Here is a 23350-nt window from a genome sequence, read left to right as displayed (position 1 = left end):
CTCCCGCTTTACGTTTGGGGATACCCTAGCGATCCGTCTTATGAATCTCTAGCCAGCGTCGCGTCGGTTTCGCCAGGCGGATCGTTTCAACAGGTAATCGAAGGGAGGCATGACTGCCAGCAACGGCTCACGCTTCAATGCGAACGCCATCAACGAACCTGCCACCTTCGGCTGCCGCGCCAGATTGGAGATCGCAGACCAATAGGCACGCTTGGTCAGGCAATCCTGAACCATTGCGAACAGAAGGCGCTGATCCGGCAAGCTCGCACCTTCATGATCGAAGAAGGACCGAAATCCGGCTTCGAATTCCCGGTTCCAACTCAGAATGCCGTTCACTGTCGCCGATTGGTTCTGGGGATGCGAACGCGCGTAAGCCTGAATCTGGCTGGTAGAGGCGATGGAACCGCGCAGAGCGATACGCAGCCACATTTCGAGATCGTCAGTGTGAGAAAGTGAGGTGCGGTAATATCCTACCTCTTTCTGGATCGCCGTCCTTACAACCGCCGTCGGGCCTATTATCGGGTTAAATGCATGCCGACAGGCAAATTCAATGAATTCATCCCCCGACCATATCCGCCAATCGTCCGGTGCGGCAACGGGAGTGGTGAGGCCGGGTTCACCGTCGTCGGCTCTGATCCTGCCTGTCGCGCCATGCGCAAGGTGAACGTTCACACATTGCGACAACACGCTTGTCGCCCTCTCCAAAGCTCCATTCGCCAATAGGTCATCCGAACACAGGATCAGGAAATATTCGGATGTGGCCCAGTCTATGCCCTCATTGAATGAGGCATGCGGCCCGAGATTTTTCCGACGGAGCAGCAATTCGACACGGCTGTCACTGGCCGCAAGGCTCTTCGCCACCTCAACACTATTGTCGGTAGAGGCATTGTCGATGATCAGTAGACGGACATTGGCACCTGATTGCCGCAATACACTGTTGGCGCAGGTGGAAAGATAGCGACCATAGTTGAAGTTGGGGATGACGACATCGACCGTGGGCTGTTGTTGTGGGCATCGATCCATGACAAGCCCTCCTATTCTGCGGGGGTCGAAGCTGAAGGCTGCGCACGCCGAACCCAAAGCTTCCCAATAGTCCAGCCCAGCATCGGTGAAACCTCTGCGGCGAAGGGATGCCGCACCAGGAACAGCGAGCCCAGCCAGCTAAATGCCGCCACAAGACCCATCGAAATCCCGGTGGCCCAATGAATTTCCAGCGAAAAGCCATTCACCGCGACCATCACGAGCGGTATAGCCAGTGTCATCAAAGTAACAAGGCCGCTTTTCATCAATGCCCGGCCAAGCACGGCATAGGAAAAAGCCACATGCCTGCGCACGAAAACGATGGCTATGACCATCTGTATCGGCAGACTGATGAACTGGCCAAGCGCAACGGCCATCAGACCGTAAAATGCAGCGGTGCTTATAACGGTGAGCGCAACCAGCCGCGAAATCAGATTGGATAGGAAAGCCTCGCGATTTTCACCCAATGCCATCAACAAAGGATAGGTCAGGATCGCGGGGAACCAGAAAAGACAGGCCAGGCTCAGGATCGCTACGATGGGTGCCGCTTCGGACCAGCCGGGGCCGAGAATGATATGTACCGCCGGATATGCAAGCAAGGCAAGCAATGCCTGTGCCGGCCAATAAGCAACGGTGATGTAGGATAAGGCACGTATATAGGACTGGCTGATATCAGCCCCGGCGCGGACCTGCGCCGAAAGCATCGGGAACGCCACAGTGAAAACGGCTGAAAGGATAATACGATCCGGCAGACCGCTCAGCGTGTCGGCCCGGTTGTAAATTCCAACTGCCGATATGGGCATGAAGCGTCCTAGCAGAAGCTGTGGAAGCGTCATGCAAATCTTGTTTAGCCCGGCATTGCCTCCAAGATAGATGCCGAACCGCCAGGCTGTATCGAAACTGGCCAGCGACGGACGAAACTGCCCTCTCAAAGGATGGATCGCGATAGCCAGTCCTGTTGTCATCAGGGCGCTCGCCAGCAATCCGAAGGCAAAGCACATATGTCCGAAACCGCAAAAGGCCATGGCAACCGTTACCAGGGCACCCAAACCGGACCCTGCAGTACGGATGCGCGCCAATGTTCCGAAGGCCATCTCACGCCTCAGCAGTGCGACGACCGGCAAGGACAGGCTTTCGACCAGCGCTGCAACGATCGTGATGCTAAGAAAGAGCTTCAGTTTCGGGTCGTTATAGGACTCGGCGAAATAACCCAGTGTGAAATAGAGGGCCAGCGACAGCAGCAGCGTCACGCCCATAAGAAAAGTAAGCGAAGTCCGGATATCCTGATCACGCACCTTGTCGATCTTTATCAGGAATTCCGGACTGGCGAATTCGCGCAGTGAAAACACAAGCGCCGTAAGGCTCAAGCCTATTACGCCCATTCCGGTTTCTGCCGGCCCCAGAAGCCGAGACACCGCAGCGACGGTTACGAAGTTAAAAAGTAGCCCCGCATACTGCTCCAGCGCCGCCATGACAAAGCCCCTGCGAACGCCATTCATGATCCGCTCCAGCGGGTATTCCCAGGCGAAATCGTCGTTCTCCGTATCACCTCTTCGTCCCCCATTTCATACTGTCGCGGGCATACCGGCACCGGCACACTGGCTAAAGCGTTCGCAGGCGCGATTTTCCGGATCAGGCCCAGAATAGACTTTTGCTACCGGCAAGAAATGTCGCCCTTGGTGTTAACCCCTGACCTGAAAGGAGTATGCGGCACGCTCTAAAGCCAAGTCGTGGATCACAGCGGCAATGGGTAAAAATTTCCAAAGTTTGATCTTTGCACGCGCCTCGGAGGAGACATGACGAGTCTTTCCTGGATCACGCTTCTGGCTTTCGCGCTTTCCGTTGCCTTCTGCCTCGGTTTTCGCGGGCTGGCACGCGAATGGTATCTCATCGACATTCCCGATGCCCGCAAGAGACACGACGGAAACGTTCCGCTTTGCGGTGGCATCGCCATTTTTCTCTCGTTTTCCGTAGCAGCGCTTCTGGCGCACGGCATTTCGGGCCATGCCAGCGCCATGACCTTGCTGCCGGGCCTTGTGCTTATCCTCATCACCGGTGTTCTCGATGACCGTTTCAACCTGCCGGTCACGCCGCGCCTCGCGATTCAGCTGCTTGCAGCCTTTCTGATGATAGGCATCGCCGGAATACGGCAGATTTATCTCGGACTTGCATCGGACGGCGTTGAGGCTTCAGCGTCCGCCAATCCGGAAATGCTGTTTCAGGTTCTGACCGGACCGCTGTTCATGATTATGGCGTTCGCTTTCATTGTTGGCCTCGTCAACGCCATCAATATGAGTGATGGTGTTGACGGACTGGCGGGATCGGCTAGTGCTGCAGCGTTTTTCTGGCTGGCCGTCATCGGCTTCGGGATCGGCGAACATCGCCTTGGGCTGCACGCACTCGCGCTGGCTGCTGCTTGTCTCGGCTTTCTCGTCTTCAACATGCGGCATCGCTGGCGTGCAAAGGCCAGTCTTTTCCTTGGCGACGGCGGCAGCACCTTTCTCGGTGCGGCGCTTGCCGGATTTATCCTCATCCTTGCGAACGGAACCATCGCCGTCGCCTTTCCCGTCCTGATCTGGATCGTCATCGTGCCTGTCATCGATACGCTGAGCCTGATCGTGCGCCGCATGTCCGCGCGCAGAAGCCCGTTTTCGCCAGATCGGCAGCATCTGCACCACCTGCTGATGGATGCGGGGCTTTCCTGCGGGCAAACAGCCGTGGCGGTTATGGCGCTTAACTTCATGGCCGGAGCCATCGCCTATATCGCGATCCGGCTCGACATACCTGTCTGGCCGATGCTTCTCGCACTGGCGATCCCTGCCGCAGCGCACACGCTTTTCGTGCTGCGCATGACCAGGGGCGCGCGTCCGATCATTGCCGCCTCCATGGCCGAAGCCAACCCGACAACAAAACCGAACATCACTTATCCTGGGGCAACTTCATGAACGTTTCCGTACTCATCATGACGCTGAACGAAGAGGTCAACCTGCCTGCCTGTCTCGCCTCGCTGGACTGGTGCGACGACATCGTCATCCTCGATTCTTACAGCAGCGACCGCACGGTCGAGATTGCGAAGGCAGCGGGAGCCCGCGTGTTTCAGCGTGCCTATGACACCGAGGACCGCCAGCGTATGTATGGCCTGACAGAAATCAAGTTCAAGCATGACTGGGTCTATACGCCGGATGCGGACGAGATCACACCGGCGGACCTGCGCGACGAAATGCTGGCGATTGCCGCTGATCCCAAACGACCCGAAGTCTTCTTCAAGGCGCGTTACAAGAACATGTTCATGGGGCGCTGGATACGCCATGCGAGCCTTTATCCCACCTGGATCACCCGGTTGGTAAGGCCCGACCGGGTCCGATTCGAGCGTTCAGTGCATTCACGTGCCAGCGGGGGGCCGGAAGGCGCTCTGCAGGCGCATTTCATCCATTACAGTTTCAACAAGGGCCTTGAAGCCTGGTACGACAAGCACAACCGTTACTCTTCCGCTGAGGCTGATCTGTCCGCCTCCCGCCTGCTTGAACGCAGGATCGACTGGGGCGGAATTCTTTCGACAGTTCCAGAACGGCGGCGGCGGGCGTTGAAATCGCTCTCCTATCACATGCCGTTCAGGCCGAGCCTGCGCTTCCTCTACATGTATTTGCTGCGCGGCGGCTTTCTCGACGGCAAGCCCGGCTATCTCTACTGCCGCCTGCTTTCCGCTTACGAGTTCATGATCGTCGTCAAGACGGAAGAGCAGCGCCAGCGCCAATCTGCGTTGCTCGCGGAAAACTCGCCCGTCAGGCACCCGCTGGAAACCGAAACACCGGAACGGCGTATGGTATGATGCTGCTCATCATTCTGCCCTGTGCCGTCCTGTTCGGTCTTGCTGCGATGTTCTTTTCAGAACCGGTTCTGACCTTGCAGGATGATGGCGGCAAAGCGGATGTGATCGTCGTTCCCGGTGGAGACGGACCGCCCCGCGCAGCACAAGCAGCCCGCCTCTGGAAGGAAGGCCGCTCGCCCGTGATCCTTGTTACCGGAGACGGTGACTGCCTTTATAACAAGCGGATCATGGTGCGTAAGGGTGTGAAACCATCAGCGATCTTCGTGGAATGCCAATCGGGCAGCACATGGCAAAATGCGCGGTTTTCTGCGCCGGTCATGCGCGAGATACAGGCCAGAAGCGCGCTGATCGTGACCAACTGGTATCATTCGCGCCGCGCTGTGGCGAGCTTCCGTGCTGCCTGCCCTCAGATGCGCTTCATTTCGTCCCCCATCGGCGGCGATGGCGGTCATCCCGGATTCCCGGCAACGCCTGCAGATATGGAACTTGTCGCCAAGGAATATGTGAAGCTCGGCTGGTATCTGCTTTCAGGCCGCATCTTCCCGCACGATCTTGCCGCTGGCGAACCGGCACCTGATCTTTCTGACGTTTGCGCCTTGGCGGGAGCCGTTAGATGAACCTCTCGCTCACCTGGATTTTCGCCGGTTTCGTCCTCTGCCTTCTGGCCGGTGGCCTCCTCTCCCGCCCCGAACGCATGTATCAGTTTCCATTCCTTGCAGGCGTGATGACCTTTGGCTTTCTGCTGCCGCAGCTCCCTGCCCTCGTTTATGACCATTTTCTGCCATCTGGCGCCTATGCCAAGACGATGATCATGGGCATCCTGTCCCTTGCAATGCTGGTTCTCGGCTGGCGGATGGCCAAACGCCCGATCAAATTTCTCAGCATGAGCTTCAGCGAACGGAGATTGCTATGGGCCGCAGCCGGTCTGTCGATATTCGGCGCGGTGTTCTACTTCCTCTTGAGTCGCCTTCCCGGCGATGTTTCCATCGGCATGCAGATGACCGGAATGCCGGTGGTCTATCTCTTCTTTGCGCAGCTCATGCCTTATGGCCTCGCCATCGCCCTTCTGTGCTTCGCACGGCGTCCGTCATGGTTTGCGCTGACGATCATTCTTTTTGATCTGGTCTTCTATTTCGATCGTATTCTGGTGACCGGAAAGCGTGCAGAGACCATTCAGCTGGTGCTTATGTTCCTTCTTGCCTTCTGGTTCTACCGGCGAATTTTCGTTCCTCGAACAGTCATGGCAATCGGCATTCTGGCCGGCACTTTTCTGATGACCAGCATGGGCGATTATCGTCAGGTTACCCGCACGGATGCGAGCTTCGTTCTCGATGAGATTTTGGAAATCGACTACGCTGCCAATTTTCGCAGCACCCTGGAGCGCGGCGGCCCCGAAATGCGCAATGCCGTACAACGTATCGATGAAATCGATCGGCGGTTGGAATTCGACTACGGCAAGTATCACTGGAACAGGATCATCTTCACATTCGTTCCAGCGCAACTTGTGGGCAGCAATATCAAGGAAGCACTCTATCTCGATGTCCCGGAACCCGGCCGGGATTACAATCCGCTGACCGGCACGACGGAAACCGGACTGGTCGATGCATTTTCGTCGTTCTGGTACTTCGGAGCCCTGAAATTCCTGCTGCTGGCCTGGGCCATGCGCAGGCTCTGGGAAACCGCAATGGCAGGCGAGATGCTGGGGCAATTGGTTTACATGCTTTCCATCGTCCCAGCCATGCATTCCATTTCCCACCACACGGATTGGGTCGTGCCGGTCTGGATTCACATGTCATTGTTTCTCATTCCCATTCTGTCGTTCTGCGTCATTCGCAATCGCTCGATCCACCTGCCGCTTCCGGCATCGCATAGCGGCAAGCTTCAGGAAGGATGGTCATCATGACCGTGACCTCAGATCACACAGGCTCGCTGACCGGAGAAACCAGCCGTCCCCGCCAGACACAGGACATTACGGGCAGAATAAATGCATCGCGCCCGATGGAAGGCGACGCCACCTTCACATTCCAGCACCGCGTACGACGTCTTTGCTGGCAGGCGAGTTGGCTGGTGCTGGCAGCATGGACACCATCCTTCCTGTGGCGCTGGCGTGGCATAGTGCTGCGTGCCTTCGGCGCGAAGGTTCACAGGACGGCCATCGTGCGCGGCAGTGCACGTATCTGGTGGCCGGGCAATCTGACCATGGGAGCACACGCATCGCTGGGACCGAGCGCGCTTTGCTATAACGTGGCGCATGTGACGCTTGCGCCCTTCGCCATCGTCTCCCAGCGCGCGCATCTCTGCACTGCGGGCCACAATATCGATCAGGCGGAATTCCCGCTCACGGCGGCGCCCATACACATCGGGCCACATGGCTGGGTTGCAGCTGAAGCCTTCGTGGGACCGGGCGTCAGTATCGGTGAAGGCGCTGTTCTCGGAGCACGGGGAGTCAGCTTCCGCGATATGGACCCATGGATGGTTTATGCGGGCAATCCGGCCAAGCCGGTACGGCCACGGCGAAAGCCTTGATTGTCAGCTTGCGGGAACGGACCGGAGCGCCTTGCGCCTTGCAACGGCGTCGGTCTTCTGTGACTGAAAGCTTTGGTAGGCTGCAATCGTCTGATGCGCAATGCGAGGCCAGGTGTAGTTATCCCGGACGAGCTTGGCTCCGGCCGCACCCATTCGCGCGGCGCGATCGGGGTCTTCGAGAATCCGTTCAAGCGCCGAAGCCACAGCCATCGGGTCGAGCGGGCAGACCACACCGGCACCGGCCTCGGCAACTTCCGGAAAATGACACCCATCCGTAATCGCCACCGGCACACCGCAGGCAAGGGCCTCGGTTATGGCAACGCTGAAACCTTCCTGACGGCTCGGCAGACAAAAACAGGCCGATTGTTTCAGGGCAGTGATCTTGGCCGGACCGTAAAGCCCGCCGGTCACATGAACGCGCGCCTCAAGTCCATAATGACGAATACGCTCACGAAACTCGTCTTCCGCTCCGCCATCCGGCCCTGCGACCACCAGATCCACATCGGGAAACAAGGAAGCAACGCGGCGAAAGGCATCGGCCAATATATCAAGCCCTTTCTTGTAGTGAAGCCGCGACAGAAACAGAACATAAGGCCGCTTCGGCAAACCGATGTCAGCGGTTTCGCCGCCCTCGACTTCGTTGAGGAAGATGCCGTTCGGGATAATCATCGACGGCGGTTTCAGACCAAGAGGTCGCATCAGCTCGATTTCGTCTGCATTAAGAGCGTGAATGAAGGCTGCACCGTCGAGCATCCGACGAAAGCCGAGCGTCATCGCGAATTTCTTCTTCCACGCGCTCTGCCGCATGCTCCATATATCGAGCATGCCGCAGCAACATATGCAGTAAGGCACACCATAGCGACGACAGAACATCGAAGCGCGCAGCAGATTGGTCTCCCAAACGCCATGCAGATGCACGAAATCCGCGAGGCGCAGCAGTGGCTGCATCGCCTTCGCGGCAGCTCCTCCGAACAACGTTTCCCGCAGATCTGGCATCGGCAGAAGAAGCGTGCGCACCTTGTCAAAACCGGGAATGGTTGCGGTCGCCCTGATGGCGCGTCTGTTCACCTCGTCATCGCTATAGCTTACGATTGTCACCTCGTGGCCAAGAGTAGCCTGCGCTGCCGCCAGCCTTACCACGACGGCCTGTGGGCCCCCCTTGGCAGGATCGAAGGAACCGATGACGTGGACGATGTTCATGGCGTCTTCTCCTGAAAGATTGCTGAAGCCAGCCGCTCGCCATAACGCGATAAGGTATAATCAGCCGCGCGTTCACGCGCGTTTTCCCCCATCCGTTCCAGCATAGTCGGGTTCCCTGCCAGTTCCCGCAGGATTTCGACCGTTTCCCTGACGTCGCGGATCGGTACGATATACCCGTCCATTCCGTGGCGTACGACACTGCCTGTATTTTCGGTACAAATCACAGGCAGCCCGGCGGCCAGTGCTTCATAAACGGAGATTGCCGACCCTTCGCAGAGTGATGGCAGCAGAAAGACATCCGCCCATTCAAACTGCTTGCGCATCTCACTGCGTGGAATGGGTCCCGTCAATTCTACAGAGACAGCAAGTTTGGCCTGCGCTTCGGGCAATAACTCCAAAGGACCGACCATCCGAAACTCCACCTCTCCCGCCAGCAATCGGGAAACCCCGCCGACATAGGGCGAACCTTTGCGTAAGCCAACGGCGCCCACCGTCAGCACACGCAATTTACCCGGAGCTCGCGGCTTCCGTTCAAACTGGAAGCGTGTATCAACCCCGGTCGGAACCATGACGATCTTTTCCGGTGCGCAACCTTCTTCAATCACGTGACGGGCGACAAAGGGCGACGGGCACACGACCACATCGGCCAATTGCCATTCGGCGCGTTCGCGCTCGGCAAAAGCCTCGGAATATCCGTCACTCTCGACCGGCAATTGCCAGCCCGGATTCAACAATTCCTCTTCATAACCAAGCTGGTCTACGATGGTGCGCGGTGCGATGACCTGATCAACCGCCGTCCAAAGGCCCATTTTTCGTGCGGCCGACAGCACTTCCACAGCTTCGCCGCTGAAGGCATAGATACCGCCAGCGCCGTGAAAGCCACTTTCGGCAACCAGCCTGCCGAATGTTTCACCGGCCCATATCGCATTGGCCGTGGATTTCGGCCCCGTCTGGTTGGCCAGTCTGCGCACTGCAGAATGCAGTCCGAAGCCGGGAAAAGTCGTCATTTGTTCGAGCGGAATTCCCTGTGGCTTGCGTCCGATCAATCTGCGTACAGAGGATGGAAGCGCATTCGGCGGCAAGCTGTTGAGAAAACGCGGCCACCCCTGAAAAGCACATATATCCGTATAGAAATGCGCCAGTTTCTGATTGTTCGCAAAAATCCGCGGAACCGCGTAGTGCCGACGCGCACCCAGCTGGCTGACGACAATCGATCCATCCATCACATTTCCCTCGGCTGGAACTGTCGGTCGAGAACCGGCATGGCCGCCGGGACCATTTTCTCCTCAAGGCGCGAGATGGCGGATTGCCAGACGGCTGCACCATATTCCCGCGAATAGGCCGTCTCCATCAGATAGCGCGCATTGTTGCCCATCGACATGCGGCCGACGGGCGAATGGCGCAGATGAAGGATCGCATCGACCAGAGCATCGACATTGCCCGGTCTCAGCGCCATGCCACACTGAAAGTCACGGACAATCGAACCGATTTCACCTTCCGTATCGCCGACAAAGATTGTCGGGCGGGCGGCGGCAAGCACGCCATAGAACTTGCTGGGCACAATGCAATGTTCCAGCTCCGGCTTCAGGGAGACGAGATGCACATTGGCCGCACCGAGGCTTTCGGAAAGCTTCTCCACGGGCTGGAACGGTTTCATCATCACATTGGTCAGGCCGCGCCGTTTGACCTCGCTTTCGACGAAACCGCGCTGCTGCCCCTCGCCAATCATCAGAAAGACTATACTTTTCATATGTTTGAGCCGTTCGGCAGCGTCGAGAACTGTCTTGAACTCATGCGCGCGCCCGAAATTGCCCGAGTATCCGACGACGAATTTTCGACCAAGCCCCCAGGCACGGCGCAAAGGATTTTGCGCCGGTTCCACCGGAACAATTTCATTGCGGTCCGCCCAGTGGTGAACCACGCTCAGGCTCTCCGCCGGAATGTCCCGTGTCGAAAGATATTGCGCCATGCGTTCTATCGGACAAATGGTCAGCGCGGACTGGCGCATCGACCAGTTACGCAGGATCAAGGCGAGCTTGCCGGAAATGGTGTCGGACTTGATGAGACCGAGTTCCATCGCAGTTTCAGGGAAAAGATCCATCACCCAGTTGACCAACTTTGCCCGACGCATACGGACTGGGAGTGCTGCCGAAACAGATAAAAGCGGCGGATCGGTGCAGACGACGCAGACATCGTCCTTTCTGGCATTGGAAGCGAACCAGGCTGCGGCGGACAAATGAAAGGTCGCATAATCGACCGCGCGCCCGACAAGCTTTCCCCGACCGAATCCCGAGGTCCATATGCGGTGTACATCGATGCCGTCGATCGTTTCGCGCGCGGGCAAAACGTCCTTTCGATTGTCGTGATAGCTGCGGCTTGCCAGCACCGTGGTTTCAATGCCTTCTCGCACAAGTGTATGGGCAAGGCTCGTCACCATTCGGCTCGTCGCCGACTGGTCCGGGTAAAAGTAACGATTGGCAAGCACCACACGCATGATTTCGCTTCCTATTGTTCGATCCCGTTAGAACGAGCATCGCAATAGCGCGGCGGATACCGCAAGAAACACAAAGGCATGGCCCGCACCGACAGCGGGCGAACCGCCTACCTCTTTGGGTGAAACCGGCCATACCGGACGCGCTTCAGACCTCATCCGAAGAGGGATGTTCCGGCTCGCAATTGCCGTTTTGGAGCCGTTCTGCCTGCGTGGGAAATCGCTAACATAGTTCCATCAAATTTCTGATTGGAGGCAGGGTCTTGCAGGAGAAAACAGCTCTCATCGTCGGTGTGACCGGACAGGATGGCGCTTATCTGAGCGAACTTCTGCTCAAAAAGGGTTATCGCGTCCATGGTCTGAAACGGCGGTCTTCGTCGTTCAACACAGCGCGCATCGATCATCTTTATCAGGACCCGCATGAGGAGGACATTCGCTTCCGCCTGCATTTCGGAGACCTGACGGATGCTACCAATCTGTGCCGTGTCATACAGGAAGTGCGGCCCGACGAGATTTATAATCTGGGCGCGCAGAGCCATGTGCAGGTGAGTTTTGAAACGCCTGAATATACGGCGAATGCCGATGCGCTCGGCACGCTGCGGCTGCTTGAATCCATGCGCATCCTGGGGCTCGGCAAGACATGCCGCTTCTACCAGGCTTCCACATCCGAACTCTTCGGCAACAGCTCGCCCCATGCGCAGAACGAACAGACGCCATTCGCGCCGCGCAGTCCGTATGCGACGGCAAAGCTCTACGCCTACTGGACGACGGTGAATTATCGCGACGCTTACGGCTTTCATGCTTCCAACGGCATTCTATTCAATCATGAAAGCCCGCTTCGCGGCGAAACCTTCGTCACCCGCAAGATCACACGAGCCGTCGCCGCCATTGAACGTGGCCTTCAGGATAGGCTTCGGCTCGGTAATCTCGATGCCCGCCGTGACTGGGGCCATGCCCGTGACTATGTCGAGGGCATGTGGCGCATCCTGCAGGAAGATACCGCCGACGACTACGTTCTGGCGACCGGCGAAACGCATACGGTGCGGGAGTTTGTCGAACATGCATTCAAGGCGGTAGACAAGGAGATCGAATGGCACGGCGACGGCGTGGAAGAAATCGGCCGCGACCGGAAATCCGGCAATTGCCTGATTGAAATTGATCCGCGCTATTTCCGTCCAAACGAGGTCGACTTCCTGCTCGGCGACGCATCCAAGGCGAAAACGCGCCTCGGCTGGCAGCATACGACCGGCTTCGACAATCTCGTCACCGAGATGGTCGATTGGGATTTGCGCAATATCATGCGGGAGGTTGGACGCAATGACTTCTATGGCTGAAACCGCACCCGCACTCTATCCGCTCGAAGGCAAAAAGATATTCATTGCCGGGCATACAGGCATGGTCGGTTCGGCCATACTGCGACGCTTGCAGGGCACGGATTGTGACATCATCACAGCACCACACAGCACCCTCGATCTGACCCGACAGGGAACGGCTGAGAATTTCATTAGCGGCCGCAAGCCGGATGTCATCATCATCGCCGCGGCCCGCGTTGGCGGCATTCTTGCCAATTCGCAGTACCCGGCGGATTTTCTCTACGACAATCTCGCCATCGGCATGAATCTCATCCGCGCCGCCCAGCAAAACGGCGTCGAGCGCCTGTTGTGGCTCGGTTCAAGCTGCATCTATCCACGCGACGCCGCACAGCCACTCACCGAAGATGCGCTTCTGACCGGCCCGCTGGAACCGACCAACGAAGCCTATGCCATCGCCAAGATCGCCGGGCTGAAATATGCGCAAGCCTGCTCACGGCAATATGGCAATCATTTCATGACGGCTATGCCGACCAATCTTTACGGCCCAAACGACAATTTTGACCCCAATAGCTCGCATGTCCTGCCGGCACTCATCCGGCGCATTCACGAGGCCAAGGTGAGAGGAATGGATCATGTGACGCTCTGGGGCACAGGCAAGCCCTTGCGGGAATTCCTGCATGTGGACGACCTTGCAGATGCATGCCTGCACATGCTGCGCTTCTATGACGGCATCGATCCCATGAATATCGGAACGGGTGAGGAGATTTCAATCAAGGACCTGGCGCTGACCGTCGCCCGCGTTGTCGGGTACGAAGGTCGCTTTGAACATGATCTCAGCAAACCGGACGGCACTCCACGCAAACTCCTCGACACGTCGCGGATGCGGGCGCTCGGCTGGAAACCGCAAATTCGTCTGGAGGACGGCCTGCGTAAAGTCTATCGCGATTGGTTGGAGGAAACCGCCGATCCTGTCGCCGCTTGAAGCCCCCGGAAAAGCGTGTTCCGCTTTTCCGATCAAGCCGCGACGTTTCACTCTTACATTGTCAATCCTGGACAAGTCTCCTCAGCATCCCTCATGCTGAGGAGACGCGCAGTCCTTTCCTGACTTTTGGAGAGTCTAAACCTATGACGGCGAGCCGCCGCCAATCTTGCTCATATCAAGCTCGACGCGCAGGATGTCACCCGGTTTGATTTCCGTACGCTCATTGGCAACGATATCCTGAAAGTTGCCATTGACGTTACGGCTGATCGAGAAGACCAGTTTCTGGCGCAGCGTGGCTGACGAGATATCGCCGGAAGACTTGGCAATTTCAGCCATGGCCTGCAGTTGGGCATTGCTGCGGCGTTCCATGCGGGCCATGTTGAGGTCGATGTCCTGCAAGCTGGTGGCCGCATCGCTTCGGCGGATCTCCTCCAGATTGGCTATGCGCTGCTGCACGGCAAGCTGGTTCTGCTTCGCCCGAGCGAGAAACGACCCCTGTTCCAGCGCGGCGCGCCGGGTAGCCGACAAATCCCGCTCCAGATCGCGAAGACTGGACTTTGCCGCAAGGCCGCGGTCCACCAGCGACTTGCTGGAATCCACATTCTCCTGCAGCAGCGCGATTTCGGTGTCATGCAGCTTGATGCTCTGCTGCAAGGTCTGGATTTCATCGCCATAGCTTGCAACCTGTGCCTCAAGCGCCCGGCGCTCGGAAGCAAGATTGTTGCGGCGAACATCGAACAATGTCTTCTCGCCATCAAGCATGTGTTGCTGCAGGACTGCTGTTTCCTTGGTCGCAGGCGTTTGTTCCGGCAGAGTATAGGTAAAATCCGTGCCGTTCAGTTCAGCCTCGAAACGCGCACGTTTGATCGCCATTGCGGTAATTTGCAGCTGCAGATCGGTGTATTCCTGCTGGGCAGCGATCAGCTGCACGCCTGCAGTGACCGCCGGAGACTCGGCCTTTCCTACCCCGCCGCCGAGCGCCGTTAGCTCAAGCGCAACCATGCCGGGCCGAAACTGGTATTTTCCAGGCGCCCTTACATCACCGACGACAAATACCGGCGCATACTGATTGACCGTTGCAGTAACCGTCAAACCCGGAATGTGCTGGGATAGCGATCCTGCAATCTTCTCGCTGATCTCATTTGTGGTCAGCCCGTTTACCGGGATATTGCCCACGACCGGATAGCCAATATTGCCATCCACATCGACGGGATAAAGCCCTGTGAGGGACGGCTGCCCGTAGACAGTTACCTGAAGCACGTCGTTGGCACCCACACGATAGGCCTGCCCATCCGCAAGCGCTCCTAAAGTCCCGCCGATCAGAATAAGGCTGGAAAGCACCGTTGCGCGGAGATATCTGCCACGATTGCTGAACACTTTGCTTGACATGATCTGTGCCCCTTTAGAGCGCATCCCGAAAAGTGTGAAACCGTTTTCGGAAAAGATGCGTGGTTCAAAACAAAGGATTAGAGCGCCGATCTGATCCAATCAGATCGAAACGCGCTCTAGGCCTGCTCTTGTACGCTGTCCGCCGCCGGTTTCCGTCGTCGCGAGAAGAAGGTCTTCATGCGCCGTGTTGCGCTCTGCAATCCCAATCCGCAAAGCGCGACCGGAAGCGCTATCCAGTTGGGATAAGACGAAGAATTATGGTTCACGACCGCGAGTGCAGGCTTCCGTCCGAAAGATGCCATCGTCTGGATCAGCGCATTGGTCGCGTTCTGGTCCTGACGGTCGGACGGCACGACGAGAAGCGCCGTATCGGTTGCCCGTGACAGGAGAACCGACCGCTTGTCCTCCATGACTGCCGGGAGGTCCACGAGGATGATCTTGTGATCGGCGCGCAACTGGGCGATCAGATCAGCCAGCCAGTCTCCCTCGCGCATCTGCCTGTTGGGCTTGATGATGTCTATCCCCGAACCGTGATCGTGCACGAGCGTCGCGCCGGTAAGCGGACGTCCGGTGGACACAACACCGTAATCGTTATGCGGTAGACCGAAAGCCTCCGACAGACCCGACCGCTTGTTCGTCGCGTCGATGACCGCAACCGTTATGCCTGTCGCGGCGATCTGTTGTGCAAGCGCGGTAATCAGCAGGGTCTTTCCTTCACCGTCGGACAGGGACACGACGGAAAGCGCTAGTGAATCCCGACCGCGTGTCAGCGCCCGCAGACGATCATGCACGGATTTGATTGCGCGGCCGAAAGGACTCGCCGGATCGAGACCGCGATTGACGAGAAGCGGCACCGTCAATTGTGGCGAAACCGGCAGCAGCGTTGCCGCCGGAATGCCGGGCAGCACCAGAGACGCCGTCTGCGCAGGCCTGATCTTGTCGAATGTCTCCTTCAGCATGGTGCCGGCAAGCGCAACCAGACCGCCGAGCCCCAGCCCCAGAAGCAGCCAGTTGGCGAGGTTCGGGCTGGCCTTGGCCATTGCCGGTTCCGCAGGTGAGATCATCTGCGCTTCTGGTGCGGCGATACCATCCTGCTCGATCAGCTGCTTGTAACGCGTCAGATAGCTTTCATAGACGGTGCGGCTGGCATTGGCTTCGCGGTCGAGCTGCACGGCCTTGACCTGGGCCTGATTGGCTTCGGCGAGGTCAGCTTCCGCATTCCTCAACGCATCTTCCAGCCCGCTGCGCCGCTGGCGCGCTATCTGGATTTCATTGCCGAGGCTCTTGATGATTTCTCTGACCTGACTTGAAATCTGCTGCTTCAGTGCTTCCCGTTCAGCCTTCAGCACCGGAATTTCGGCACTTTTCAGAGCACCGTTCGACTGCAATTCGTCAAGCTGACGCTCGACGCGCGCCTCCTCGTTGCGCAAGGCCTGGATCGCAGGCGAAGCCAGAACTTCGGCCAGAGCAGGTGCTTCATTATTGTTTTTCAGTTCTTCTGCGGTGCGCAACCGCGCTTCTGCCAGCGAAACCGCTCCCGTCGCGGCAACAATCTCGTTGTTCAGAGCCGCCACACGCTGTGCCTGGAAGCTGATCTGTCCCTGCTCACCTGCAAGCCGTGACTTCTGGCGGAATTCTTCCGCCGCACGCTCGGCGCCTTCAAGATCGCTGCGCAAAGTCCCAAGCTTCTCGCCGAGCCATTCGCTGATACGCCGCGTGGCCGACTGTTGCACATCGATCTGGTGATCGAGATAGGCCGTGGCAAAAGCATTGGCGACTTGAGCTGCATAGGCCCGATCGGAAGCGCGATACGAAATGAAGATGGTGTAGGACCGGCCGTCATTCGTAACCCGCAGCCGCGAAAGAAGAAGATCGATCTGCTGGCGTTCACGCATGGCCGGATCGATATCGCGTCCGCCTTTTTCCTGCTCTCCGGCATCGGAAGCGGACGACAATACCGTACGCGAACGAAATGCCGTTGGCACGACAATGTTCTCCGCTTGCAGAATGTCGATGACCTTGCGCGCCATCATGCGTGAGTTGATGATGTCCAGTTCCGAACGCAGAACCGGGCTGTCCTGCGGCAGAGGCGTGATCGCGCTTTCATTGGGAAGCGCCTGTAATCGCCGCATATCCAGCACCAGCACGGACTCCGACACATAACTGACCGGCGCAGTAAGATAGCCTGCAAAGCCGACACCCACGCCTGCAAGCACCGGCACGATCAGCATCATTTTTCTACGTTTTATAGTGTCGAGCAGATCAGCCACCGGCTGCCGCCCGTTTCCTGCTGAAACGTCGGAGATAATCACCAAAATTCTCCTTCACGGAAGAGTTCAACCCACCCACTGGGTGCCGCCCGCTAGAGCATAATCCGACCGGAGCGAAGCGAAGATCGATAAGATTATGCTTATAATATAAGCAGTTATGGTGTCGATCTGATCCAACCGGAATGAAATTCGCTCTAACGCCAGCCAAGTCCTACTGCAAATCGGAAAACGATGTTTCCGACGGAAACATCTCGTTGATAATGCAGGCCACCTCGGTTCGGTTGGACGCCTTCAGCTTCTTCATGATGTTGCGGATATGAACCTTCACAGTGCTTTCACGCAGCTTCAGTTCATAGGCGATAATCTTGTTCGCCTTGCCCCGGCGCAGCGCATTGACCACTTCGGCCTGACGCTGGGTGAACATTCCGCCGAGAGGCTGCAGTCGCTGCGAATTTGGATCTGTTGCGTGACGGAGAGCAAGCACGCTGCTGGCCGGAACGAAGGTTCCACCTGCCATCGCAAGACGCAATGCTTCAACGCAGACATTCACATTGACCGATGTCGGGATATATCCCTTCACGCCATGGTCGAGCGCTTTGAGAACCTGAGAGATTTCTTCCTTGTCCGCCAAAAGAATGACAGGCGCCGGAGCGCAATCGGTGACGATGCGATTGAGATAATTTCCGACAGCCGGTTCCGAGACCTTCTGACCGCCGATGTTGAAGAGCACTGCGCCCGCCGTGCGGCCCCTACGCTGATGCTGCCACTGTTCGAACGAGCTGAATGTGGCGATCGACATTTCGATACTGTGGTTCGTCAGTCCATGTGCGAGGCATTCGCGATCCAACGCACGGTTGTCTATAATGACCAGTAGCGGCAACATGCTGTCGTTCGGCTGTTCAGGCTTGAAAGAGGCATCCTTCGATGCAACGAAGCCGTTATTCTTTAACTCACTCGTCCTGTTACTGAATTGTGGAGAAATGTTCATTTGATCGCCCTCTAATTTGACTTATGCGCACGACCCCATTGTTTGCACATCACAATCAAGTAAGCGCATCCTCTGCCTGTTCTATTTATCTTCATGAGATTTAGACAAAACCCCGGAAGCAATTCTTGTTTTTGTTCTTAATTTGACGAAAAGACTGCCCCAAAATTCTTTTAGTGTCATTAACCTAGATTAATGGCTTCAGCAGAATATGGTTTAGGCGAAGCGAAGATATATACCCAATTAGTGGTAGAAATTACTACCTTGCCAAAACAAATGCCCTCGCTGAAACTCATCACAGACCCAGCCTCTCCGGGACGAGCAGGGAAAACGAAACGCGGGGACGTCAGACTTACAACGCATCTTCTCCTTTGCTGGGCAAAACAGCAGGTAGGCTATATGGTGGTAAATGCCGACGACGCTAAAACGCTGCGCCATTTTCTGGAGAGCGCACCCATTGGTGCGGTCTTCGACGAGAGCGATCTCAGCGTGCTCGGCGCCCTGCCAATTTCCTCAAAAAGCTATGCCTCGCATACAGTAGTCAGCAGCCAGGGAGACTGGGCCAACTCGGTTCATATTATAAAGAGCGGCTGGGGTTGCATCTATCGCGACCTTCCTGATGGCGACCGCCAGATTCTGGACTTTCCCATGAAAGGCGATTTCCTGGGTTTCCGAACCGGGCTGGGTTTCAACTACTACACCCTGATTTCGGTTACGGAACTCTCGGTACTCGAGATTTCCCTCGATCACCTCACCGAAAGCCTGCTCAAATCGCCGCGCCTTGCCATGACATTCATGGAACTCATGGCACGACAGCGGGCAATATTGATCGAACATCTCATCAGTATTGGTCGCCGCAGTGCGCTTGTACGAATTGCGCATCTTCTGCTCGAACTCGGTCACAGGGCCCGGATCAATGGAACGGGTGACGAAAACAGCTTTTTCTGTCCGTTGACACAGAGCGAACTCGCAGATGCGCTCGGGCTCACCCCGATCCATATCAATCGAATGCTGCGCGAACTGCGCGAGGACGACCTTCTGGTTTTCCGCAACAATGAGGTCGAGTTTCTCAACCGATCGGCGCTCGTTCATATCTCAAGCTTTGACGAGCACTACCTGACCATGGAAATCTTCCCGCGTGTTCGGATCAGCCGGTGAGTGACAGGTCCACGGGTTGAGGATTTCCGACATACGCAAATTCATTCTTCAACAGTTCGTCATTGGCGATGGACTGGAATAGTTGCTCCCTTCATCCTAGATTCAGGGCACATATCAAGGGAGCGCAAAAAATGACCTACAGCAAGACCCCGGAAGCGATTGCGAAGCTCACGCCGGAGCAATACCGCGTCACGCAGGAAAGCGGCACCGAGCGCCCCGGAACCGGCGAATATCTCTATAACAAGGAGCCGGGTATCTATGTTGATATCGTCTCCGGTGAACCACTTTTCGCTTCCGCCGACAAGTATGAGTCCCATTGCGGATGGCCCAGCTTCACCAAGCCGATTGAACCCTCGAATGTTGCGGAACTGAACGATATCTCGCATGGCATGGTGCGTACGGAAGTGCGTTCGACGCATGGCGATAGCCATCTGGGACATGTCTTCCCCGACGGCCCGGTAGATCGCGGCGGCCTTCGCTATTGCATCAATTCGGCATCGCTGCGTTTCGTTCCGAAAGACCGGATGGAAGCGGAGGGATATGGCCGGTATCTTGATCAGGTCGAAGATATCGGCTGAACCGACAAGTAGGGCCCGGACCGGTTTCGGGCCTGAATGTTCTCTGGAGATAGAGGCAGTTTTGGCAGAAGAAACCCGACAGGCTGTTCGCATTCTCAACCCTGAAAATGTCGCGCCCCCGATAGCTGCCTATTCGCATCTGGCGATCATACCTACCGGTGCAGAGCTTCTGGTCATCGCCGGTCAAGTCGGTATGGGTCGCGATCGCACGATTCCTGAAGAACCCGAAAAACAATATGAATTGGCGCTGCGCAACATCGTGGACATCCTTGCCAGTCAAGGTCTCACGGCGGCGAGCCTTATCAAGCTCAACATTTTTCTGGTGGACCGGCTCGACCCGGAACACGCCAAAAACATCCGCACCACAATTCTGGGCAGTAGCCTTCCGCCGACAACTCTCGTTTATGTCGCCGGATTGGCACGACCGGAGTTGAAGGTCGAAATCGAGGGCATGGCCGCGCGAAGTATTTGAAATAAAATACATGCGGTATGAAAACAATCTGGGCTCAAATTAATTGATCCACAACCATTCCCAAGGGCAATAAAGTAAGACTTCTTTCTGTCGCATTGATCACTAATCTGATCCGGCGCACCGCTTCGGCGGAATCAGGCAAATGCGCAGCCTCGGTATGATTATGCTATCACCACACATACCGAGGCTTTCCGGGGCTTTGGGCCGATATATGCGCCTTGAACCGCCCCATTCCGGATCATTCCCCTGTACGAATAGGCAAATCGTCCGATAAAGCGGTTGCATTAAGCGCATGATTTCTATTGCAAATAGCGATAGATTATATTCAATATACTGTCCGACTACTACGAGACGACGGATTTCGATCACGCAACATTTTGGGAGGCGGCTTGGACAGCGCTGTTGGAGCCTACCGGATTTATTCCGAGAAGGAGTGCGCGGAAGCACCCGCACTCGACTGGCCCTATGTTTGCGCGCTGCACCTGCTTCGGAAACCCGTAGAAAGCGCCATTTCCGAGCTTCTTGCCTTCGTCGGCAATGCTTCGCAAGCTGACCGGTCCTGGATGATCGAGTATGCGCCCGATCTTTTGCGGTTCCGAAACACCCATGAGTGGTGCAACGGCGATACCATGGCCTATATTTCCGAACTTCAGGAAGCCCCCACCACATTGATTGCATGGTTGCACCGATATCTGACCGAAGGACAGGCCGTTGCCGTCCACGATGCCAGAGGTTTGCCACGTACCGCACGCTCCATTCAGGCGGAGTTCCTGCGTCAGGGAAATCAGAGCATCCTGAGCATACCGGTCTTTTACCAGGACCGGCTGCGGGGAATTATCGGCTTCGATACAACCAAGGGCACAAGACGCTGGTCACGCGCGGAAATCAAAGCCATGTTTCACTGCGCCAGCCTGATCGCGCAGGCGAAATATTCCATGCCAGATAATGAGCCTGTTTCAGATGAAGAGCCGGACCCCACATCGCTAATCTACGTCAGCAAACGCGGGGTAATGCGCGGGATTTCCCCGGAGGAAATCATTGGGGTCCGTTCGGCAGGCAATTACAGCGAAATCTGGCTCAGCGACGGTTCCATGGTTCTCGATTCCCGACCGCTTGGCATATGGGCAGGCATTCTTCCCGCAAGCGTCTTTTTTCGTATTCACCGCACCACATTCATAAACGTCCTGCACGTCTCGGACATAGACAGAAGTACGCTCGACAAATGGCTGGTCAGGATGCGCGGCATCGATCAGTCATGGCCGGTCTCACGGTCCTATCGAAAGGCATTACGCGAGCGCCTGGGCTTCTAGCCTTTATTCCGCCTTATTTTTGCCCGTCCGTCGCCACAAAATTCCGTGTGAAATGCGAAGGTTTTTCTCACATAAATGCCATTTATGCTTCGAACAGGATCAAATCCCGGTTTTGCCTTAATTTAAAATCAGCTGCTCAATGCAGGTCGAGATGTGCTTTGAGCGGCGTGTCGTCATGCACCGGAACAGTCTGTCTTTCGATCATGCGATGGACGAGCGGCGGCTTGTCTCCCTTATGCAGGGCAAGCAGCCGTTCCGACACTTCGGCGTCGGCCTGAGTCCGGCGCTGGTTGTGACGGACATACTCAACCCAGGTCGGCACATGATAACTTTCCGTCCAGGTTTCCGGGTTCTCCAGATCGCGCAGCAATGCCCATTGCCGGGCACCGTCACGGATACGCATGCGACGACGCAAGGCCATGGCGGAAAGGAACGATGGAACATCTTCCTGTGCGATCTTGTAGTCGACCATGATCATGATCGGACCACTACGCGAACGCAGATCCAGCCGAAGCTGCGGCTCGCTGAAACGGTTGAGCGGATCGAGATTGAGGGATTCAAATTCGGGTTGCGGAAGCAGAAGACCAATCAGCGCGCCGAACATCAATACGACCGCGGCGGCCAGAAGCGCGCCCGGCACGCCATATTCATCCGCGACAGCACCCCAAAGCCAGCTACCCGCCGCCATACCACCAAAGGTTGCGGTCTGATAAAGTGCCAGAGCACGTCCCACCACCCAGCGCGGTGTGGAAAGCTGCACGGTGACGTTGAACAGCGACAGCGCAAGAACCCAGGAAACACCGGCAGGCAGCAGGAAAATACAGCTCAGCCACATGTTCCGGCTGATCGACAGCAAGGCGCAGCTGATTGCAAAGGCCACAAAAGCACCACGCACCAGCCACTCATTGCCGAGAAGCTCACGAAGCCGCGCGCTGAGCAACGCGCCGCCAATAGCGCCAAGTCCGAAGAAACCCAGCATGATACCGTAGATAAGCGCTGTTCCGTGGACGAGATCGCGCGCGACGAGCGGCAAAAGCGCCAGAATGACAATCGCGGACAAGCCGAACAGAAAGCCCCGGAACATCACTTTCAGGAGGTTCGGAGACATGGCGACATAACGCAGCCCCGCCACCATGGCCGGTCCCAGCGTTTCGCGCGGCAGGGTGGATTTGACCGTTTCCGGCTTCCACCGCCACAGCGCCAGAATGAGCGCGCAATAGCTGAACGCATTGAAAATGAAGGCAAAAGCAGCACCCGCCGCCGCAACGATTATACCGCCGATGGCAGGACCGATACTGCGCATGAGATTGAAGCTCATGCTGTTGAGCGCCACAGCTGCGGGCAGATCGGTGCGAGGCACGATGTCCCCCATCGACGCTTGCCATGACGGATTGTGCAATGCCCCGCCGCAACCGATCAGGAAGGTGAAGCTGAGCAGCATCCACGGCGTGAGAATGCCAAGATAGGCAAAAGCCGCCAGCGCGACCGAAATGATCAGCAGCAAAACCTGCGCGGTCAGCATGATGCGGCGGCGGTCGAAATTATCGGCCAATGCGCCTGCAGCAACTGAAAAGATCATCACAGGCAGGGTTGTCGAAGCCTGCACAAGTGCAACCATATCGTCCGAATGGGCGATGGTTGCCATCATCCAGCCAGCACCGACCGTCTGCACCAGACCGCCAAGGTTGGAAACCAATGTAGCTGACCAGAGCGCCCGAAATGTTTTGTATTGGAAAGGCGCAAGGGGGGAAATTCTCTGCGGCACCGGACGACCTCCCGTTCCATCTGCCTAATTAAGCGGATACGTGAATCTCTCCCTAGGGACAA

Annotated in this window: 20 protein-coding genes; 11 read left to right on the top strand and 9 right to left on the bottom strand. The window is 56.8% G+C overall.

Annotated elements, in window-relative coordinates; genetic code table 11:
• Positions 1–48 precede the first annotated feature (48 nt).
• Together MKS82_RS18315 and MKS82_RS18310 are read right to left on the bottom strand one after the other, a co-directional pair.
• Positions 49–1023, bottom strand: a complete 975-nt coding sequence (locus MKS82_RS18315) for a glycosyltransferase family 2 protein (RefSeq protein ID WP_109987433.1) — start codon at positions 1021–1023, stop codon at positions 49–51.
• 11 nt (positions 1024–1034) lie between these two features.
• The gene (locus MKS82_RS18310; RefSeq protein WP_109987434.1) at positions 1035–2519 is read right to left on the bottom strand and encodes an oligosaccharide flippase family protein; all 1485 of its coding nucleotides are present in this window, start codon (positions 2517–2519) and stop codon (positions 1035–1037) included.
• Between the two features lie 297 nt (positions 2520–2816).
• Between MKS82_RS18310 and MKS82_RS18305 the strand changes: the two genes are divergently transcribed.
• The 5 genes from MKS82_RS18305 (at position 2817) to MKS82_RS18285 (ending at position 7375) form a co-directional block, all read left to right on the top strand.
• Entirely contained in the window at positions 2817–3965 is a 1149-nt protein-coding gene (locus MKS82_RS18305) for an MraY family glycosyltransferase (RefSeq protein ID WP_109987435.1), read from the top strand.
• Positions 3962–4849, top strand: coding sequence for a glycosyltransferase family 2 protein (locus MKS82_RS18300; protein WP_109987436.1), 888 nt, complete (start codon positions 3962–3964; stop codon positions 4847–4849). Before MKS82_RS18305 ends, MKS82_RS18300 begins: the two co-directional genes overlap by 4 nt.
• Entirely contained in the window at positions 4849–5466 is a 618-nt protein-coding gene (locus MKS82_RS18295) for a YdcF family protein (protein WP_445558099.1), read from the top strand. Before MKS82_RS18300 ends, MKS82_RS18295 begins: the two co-directional genes overlap by 1 nt.
• Positions 5463–6752, top strand: a complete 1290-nt coding sequence (locus MKS82_RS18290; protein WP_109987438.1) for a hypothetical protein — start codon at positions 5463–5465, stop codon at positions 6750–6752. The genes MKS82_RS18295 and MKS82_RS18290 overlap by 4 nt, the downstream gene beginning before the upstream one ends.
• A 95-nt stretch (positions 6753–6847) precedes the next feature.
• The gene (locus MKS82_RS18285) at positions 6848–7375 is read left to right on the top strand and encodes a putative colanic acid biosynthesis acetyltransferase (protein WP_240579490.1); all 528 of its coding nucleotides are present in this window, start codon (positions 6848–6850) and stop codon (positions 7373–7375) included.
• Positions 7376–7378: 3 nt separating this feature from the next.
• On the opposite strand, the gene MKS82_RS18280 is transcribed toward MKS82_RS18285, so the two are convergent.
• The 3 genes from MKS82_RS18280 to MKS82_RS18270 are packed head-to-tail and all read right to left on the bottom strand — an operon-like array spanning position 7379 to position 11069.
• Positions 7379–8575, bottom strand: a complete 1197-nt coding sequence (locus MKS82_RS18280) for a glycosyltransferase (RefSeq protein WP_109987439.1) — start codon at positions 8573–8575, stop codon at positions 7379–7381.
• The gene (locus MKS82_RS18275; RefSeq protein ID WP_240579154.1) at positions 8572–9798 is read right to left on the bottom strand and encodes a glycosyltransferase family 4 protein; all 1227 of its coding nucleotides are present in this window, start codon (positions 9796–9798) and stop codon (positions 8572–8574) included. The genes MKS82_RS18280 and MKS82_RS18275 overlap by 4 nt, the downstream gene beginning before the upstream one ends.
• The gene (locus MKS82_RS18270) at positions 9798–11069 is read right to left on the bottom strand and encodes a glycosyltransferase family 4 protein (RefSeq protein WP_109987441.1); all 1272 of its coding nucleotides are present in this window, start codon (positions 11067–11069) and stop codon (positions 9798–9800) included. Before MKS82_RS18270 ends, MKS82_RS18275 begins: the two co-directional genes overlap by 1 nt.
• A 260-nt stretch (positions 11070–11329) precedes the next feature.
• On the opposite strand from MKS82_RS18270, the gene gmd reads away from it, so the two are divergent.
• Positions 11330–12400, top strand: coding sequence for a GDP-mannose 4,6-dehydratase (gene gmd / locus MKS82_RS18265; RefSeq protein WP_104754392.1), 1071 nt, complete (start codon positions 11330–11332; stop codon positions 12398–12400).
• Positions 12384–13361 (top strand): GDP-L-fucose synthase family protein, encoded by a 978-nt coding sequence (locus tag MKS82_RS18260; RefSeq protein WP_109987442.1) that lies wholly within the window; start codon positions 12384–12386, stop codon positions 13359–13361. The genes gmd and MKS82_RS18260 overlap by 17 nt, the downstream gene beginning before the upstream one ends.
• Before the next feature lie 141 nt (positions 13362–13502).
• Here MKS82_RS18260 and MKS82_RS18255 read toward each other — a convergent pair whose 3' ends face one another.
• The 3 genes from MKS82_RS18255 to MKS82_RS18245 all read right to left on the bottom strand — a co-directional run bounded on the left by MKS82_RS18255 (position 13503) and on the right by MKS82_RS18245 (position 17903).
• Positions 13503–14750, bottom strand: a complete 1248-nt coding sequence (locus MKS82_RS18255; protein ID WP_109987552.1) for a polysaccharide biosynthesis/export family protein — start codon at positions 14748–14750, stop codon at positions 13503–13505.
• A gap of 116 nt (positions 14751–14866) precedes the next feature.
• Positions 14867–17062 (bottom strand): GumC family protein, encoded by a 2196-nt coding sequence (locus MKS82_RS18250; RefSeq protein WP_109987443.1) that lies wholly within the window; start codon positions 17060–17062, stop codon positions 14867–14869.
• Between the two features lie 169 nt (positions 17063–17231).
• Positions 17232–17903 carry a LuxR C-terminal-related transcriptional regulator gene (locus MKS82_RS18245; protein ID WP_445558098.1) on the bottom strand — a complete coding sequence of 224 codons (672 nt, stop codon included), beginning with the start codon at positions 17901–17903 and terminating at the stop codon, positions 17232–17234.
• Between the two features lie 501 nt (positions 17904–18404).
• On the opposite strand from MKS82_RS18245, the gene MKS82_RS18240 reads away from it, so the two are divergent.
• From MKS82_RS18240 to MKS82_RS18225, 4 genes are all read left to right on the top strand, one after another.
• A complete protein-coding gene (locus MKS82_RS18240; RefSeq protein ID WP_109987445.1) occupies positions 18405–19163 on the top strand; it encodes a Crp/Fnr family transcriptional regulator in 759 nt (252 codons plus the stop codon).
• Positions 19164–19294: 131 nt separating this feature from the next.
• Positions 19295–19741, top strand: coding sequence for a peptide-methionine (R)-S-oxide reductase MsrB (gene msrB, locus MKS82_RS18235; RefSeq protein ID WP_109987446.1), 447 nt, complete (start codon positions 19295–19297; stop codon positions 19739–19741).
• 61 nt (positions 19742–19802) lie between these two features.
• Complete coding sequence (locus MKS82_RS18230; protein ID WP_109987447.1) at positions 19803–20213, top strand: RidA family protein; 411 nt, start codon at positions 19803–19805, stop codon at positions 20211–20213.
• 389 nt (positions 20214–20602) lie between these two features.
• Positions 20603–21523 carry a LytTR family transcriptional regulator DNA-binding domain-containing protein gene (locus MKS82_RS18225; protein WP_240579152.1) on the top strand — a complete coding sequence of 307 codons (921 nt, stop codon included), beginning with the start codon at positions 20603–20605 and terminating at the stop codon, positions 21521–21523.
• A 136-nt stretch (positions 21524–21659) separates the two neighbouring features.
• Here the strand turns inward: MKS82_RS18225 and MKS82_RS18220 are convergent, their stop codons facing one another.
• On the bottom strand, positions 21660–23288 hold the full coding sequence (locus MKS82_RS18220; RefSeq protein WP_109987449.1) for an MFS transporter: 1629 nt from the start codon (positions 23286–23288) through the stop codon (positions 21660–21662).
• Between the last annotated feature and the right edge of the window lie 62 nt (positions 23289–23350).

The organism is Ochrobactrum sp. A-1, assembly GCF_022488005.1.
In the GTDB taxonomy this organism is placed as follows: domain Bacteria; phylum Pseudomonadota; class Alphaproteobacteria; order Rhizobiales; family Rhizobiaceae; genus Brucella.
Note: the sequence above shows the minus strand (reverse complement) of the source record. Positions and strands in the feature narration are given on the sequence as shown.

Excerpts from the sequence above, each read along its gene's own strand:
- MKS82_RS18295 (WP_445558099.1), top strand. The coding sequence starts at position 4,849 with ATGCTGCTCATCATTCTGCCCTGTGCCGTCCTGTTCGGTCTTGCTGCG.
- MKS82_RS18305 (WP_109987435.1), top strand. The coding sequence starts at position 2,817 with ATGACGAGTCTTTCCTGGATCACGCTTCTGGCTTTCGCGCTTTCCGTT.
- MKS82_RS18240 (WP_109987445.1), top strand. The coding sequence starts at position 18,405 with ATGGTGGTAAATGCCGACGACGCTAAAACGCTGCGCCATTTTCTGGAG.
- MKS82_RS18275 (WP_240579154.1), bottom strand. The coding sequence starts at position 9,798 with ATGGATGGATCGATTGTCGTCAGCCAGCTGGGTGCGCGTCGGCACTAC.
- MKS82_RS18290 (WP_109987438.1), top strand. The coding sequence starts at position 5,463 with ATGAACCTCTCGCTCACCTGGATTTTCGCCGGTTTCGTCCTCTGCCTT.
- MKS82_RS18310 (WP_109987434.1), bottom strand. The coding sequence starts at position 2,519 with ATGAATGGCGTTCGCAGGGGCTTTGTCATGGCGGCGCTGGAGCAGTAT.
- MKS82_RS18315 (WP_109987433.1), bottom strand. The coding sequence starts at position 1,023 with ATGGATCGATGCCCACAACAACAGCCCACGGTCGATGTCGTCATCCCC.
- MKS82_RS18255 (WP_109987552.1), bottom strand. The coding sequence starts at position 14,750 with ATGTCAAGCAAAGTGTTCAGCAATCGTGGCAGATATCTCCGCGCAACG.
- MKS82_RS18280 (WP_109987439.1), bottom strand. The coding sequence starts at position 8,575 with ATGAACATCGTCCACGTCATCGGTTCCTTCGATCCTGCCAAGGGGGGC.
- MKS82_RS18285 (WP_240579490.1), top strand. The coding sequence starts at position 6,848 with ATGGAAGGCGACGCCACCTTCACATTCCAGCACCGCGTACGACGTCTT.
- msrB (WP_109987446.1), top strand. The coding sequence starts at position 19,295 with ATGACCTACAGCAAGACCCCGGAAGCGATTGCGAAGCTCACGCCGGAG.
- MKS82_RS18300 (WP_109987436.1), top strand. The coding sequence starts at position 3,962 with ATGAACGTTTCCGTACTCATCATGACGCTGAACGAAGAGGTCAACCTG.
- MKS82_RS18270 (WP_109987441.1), bottom strand. The coding sequence starts at position 11,069 with ATGCGTGTGGTGCTTGCCAATCGTTACTTTTACCCGGACCAGTCGGCG.
- MKS82_RS18245 (WP_445558098.1), bottom strand. The coding sequence starts at position 17,903 with ATGTTGCCGCTACTGGTCATTATAGACAACCGTGCGTTGGATCGCGAA.
- MKS82_RS18260 (WP_109987442.1), top strand. The coding sequence starts at position 12,384 with ATGACTTCTATGGCTGAAACCGCACCCGCACTCTATCCGCTCGAAGGC.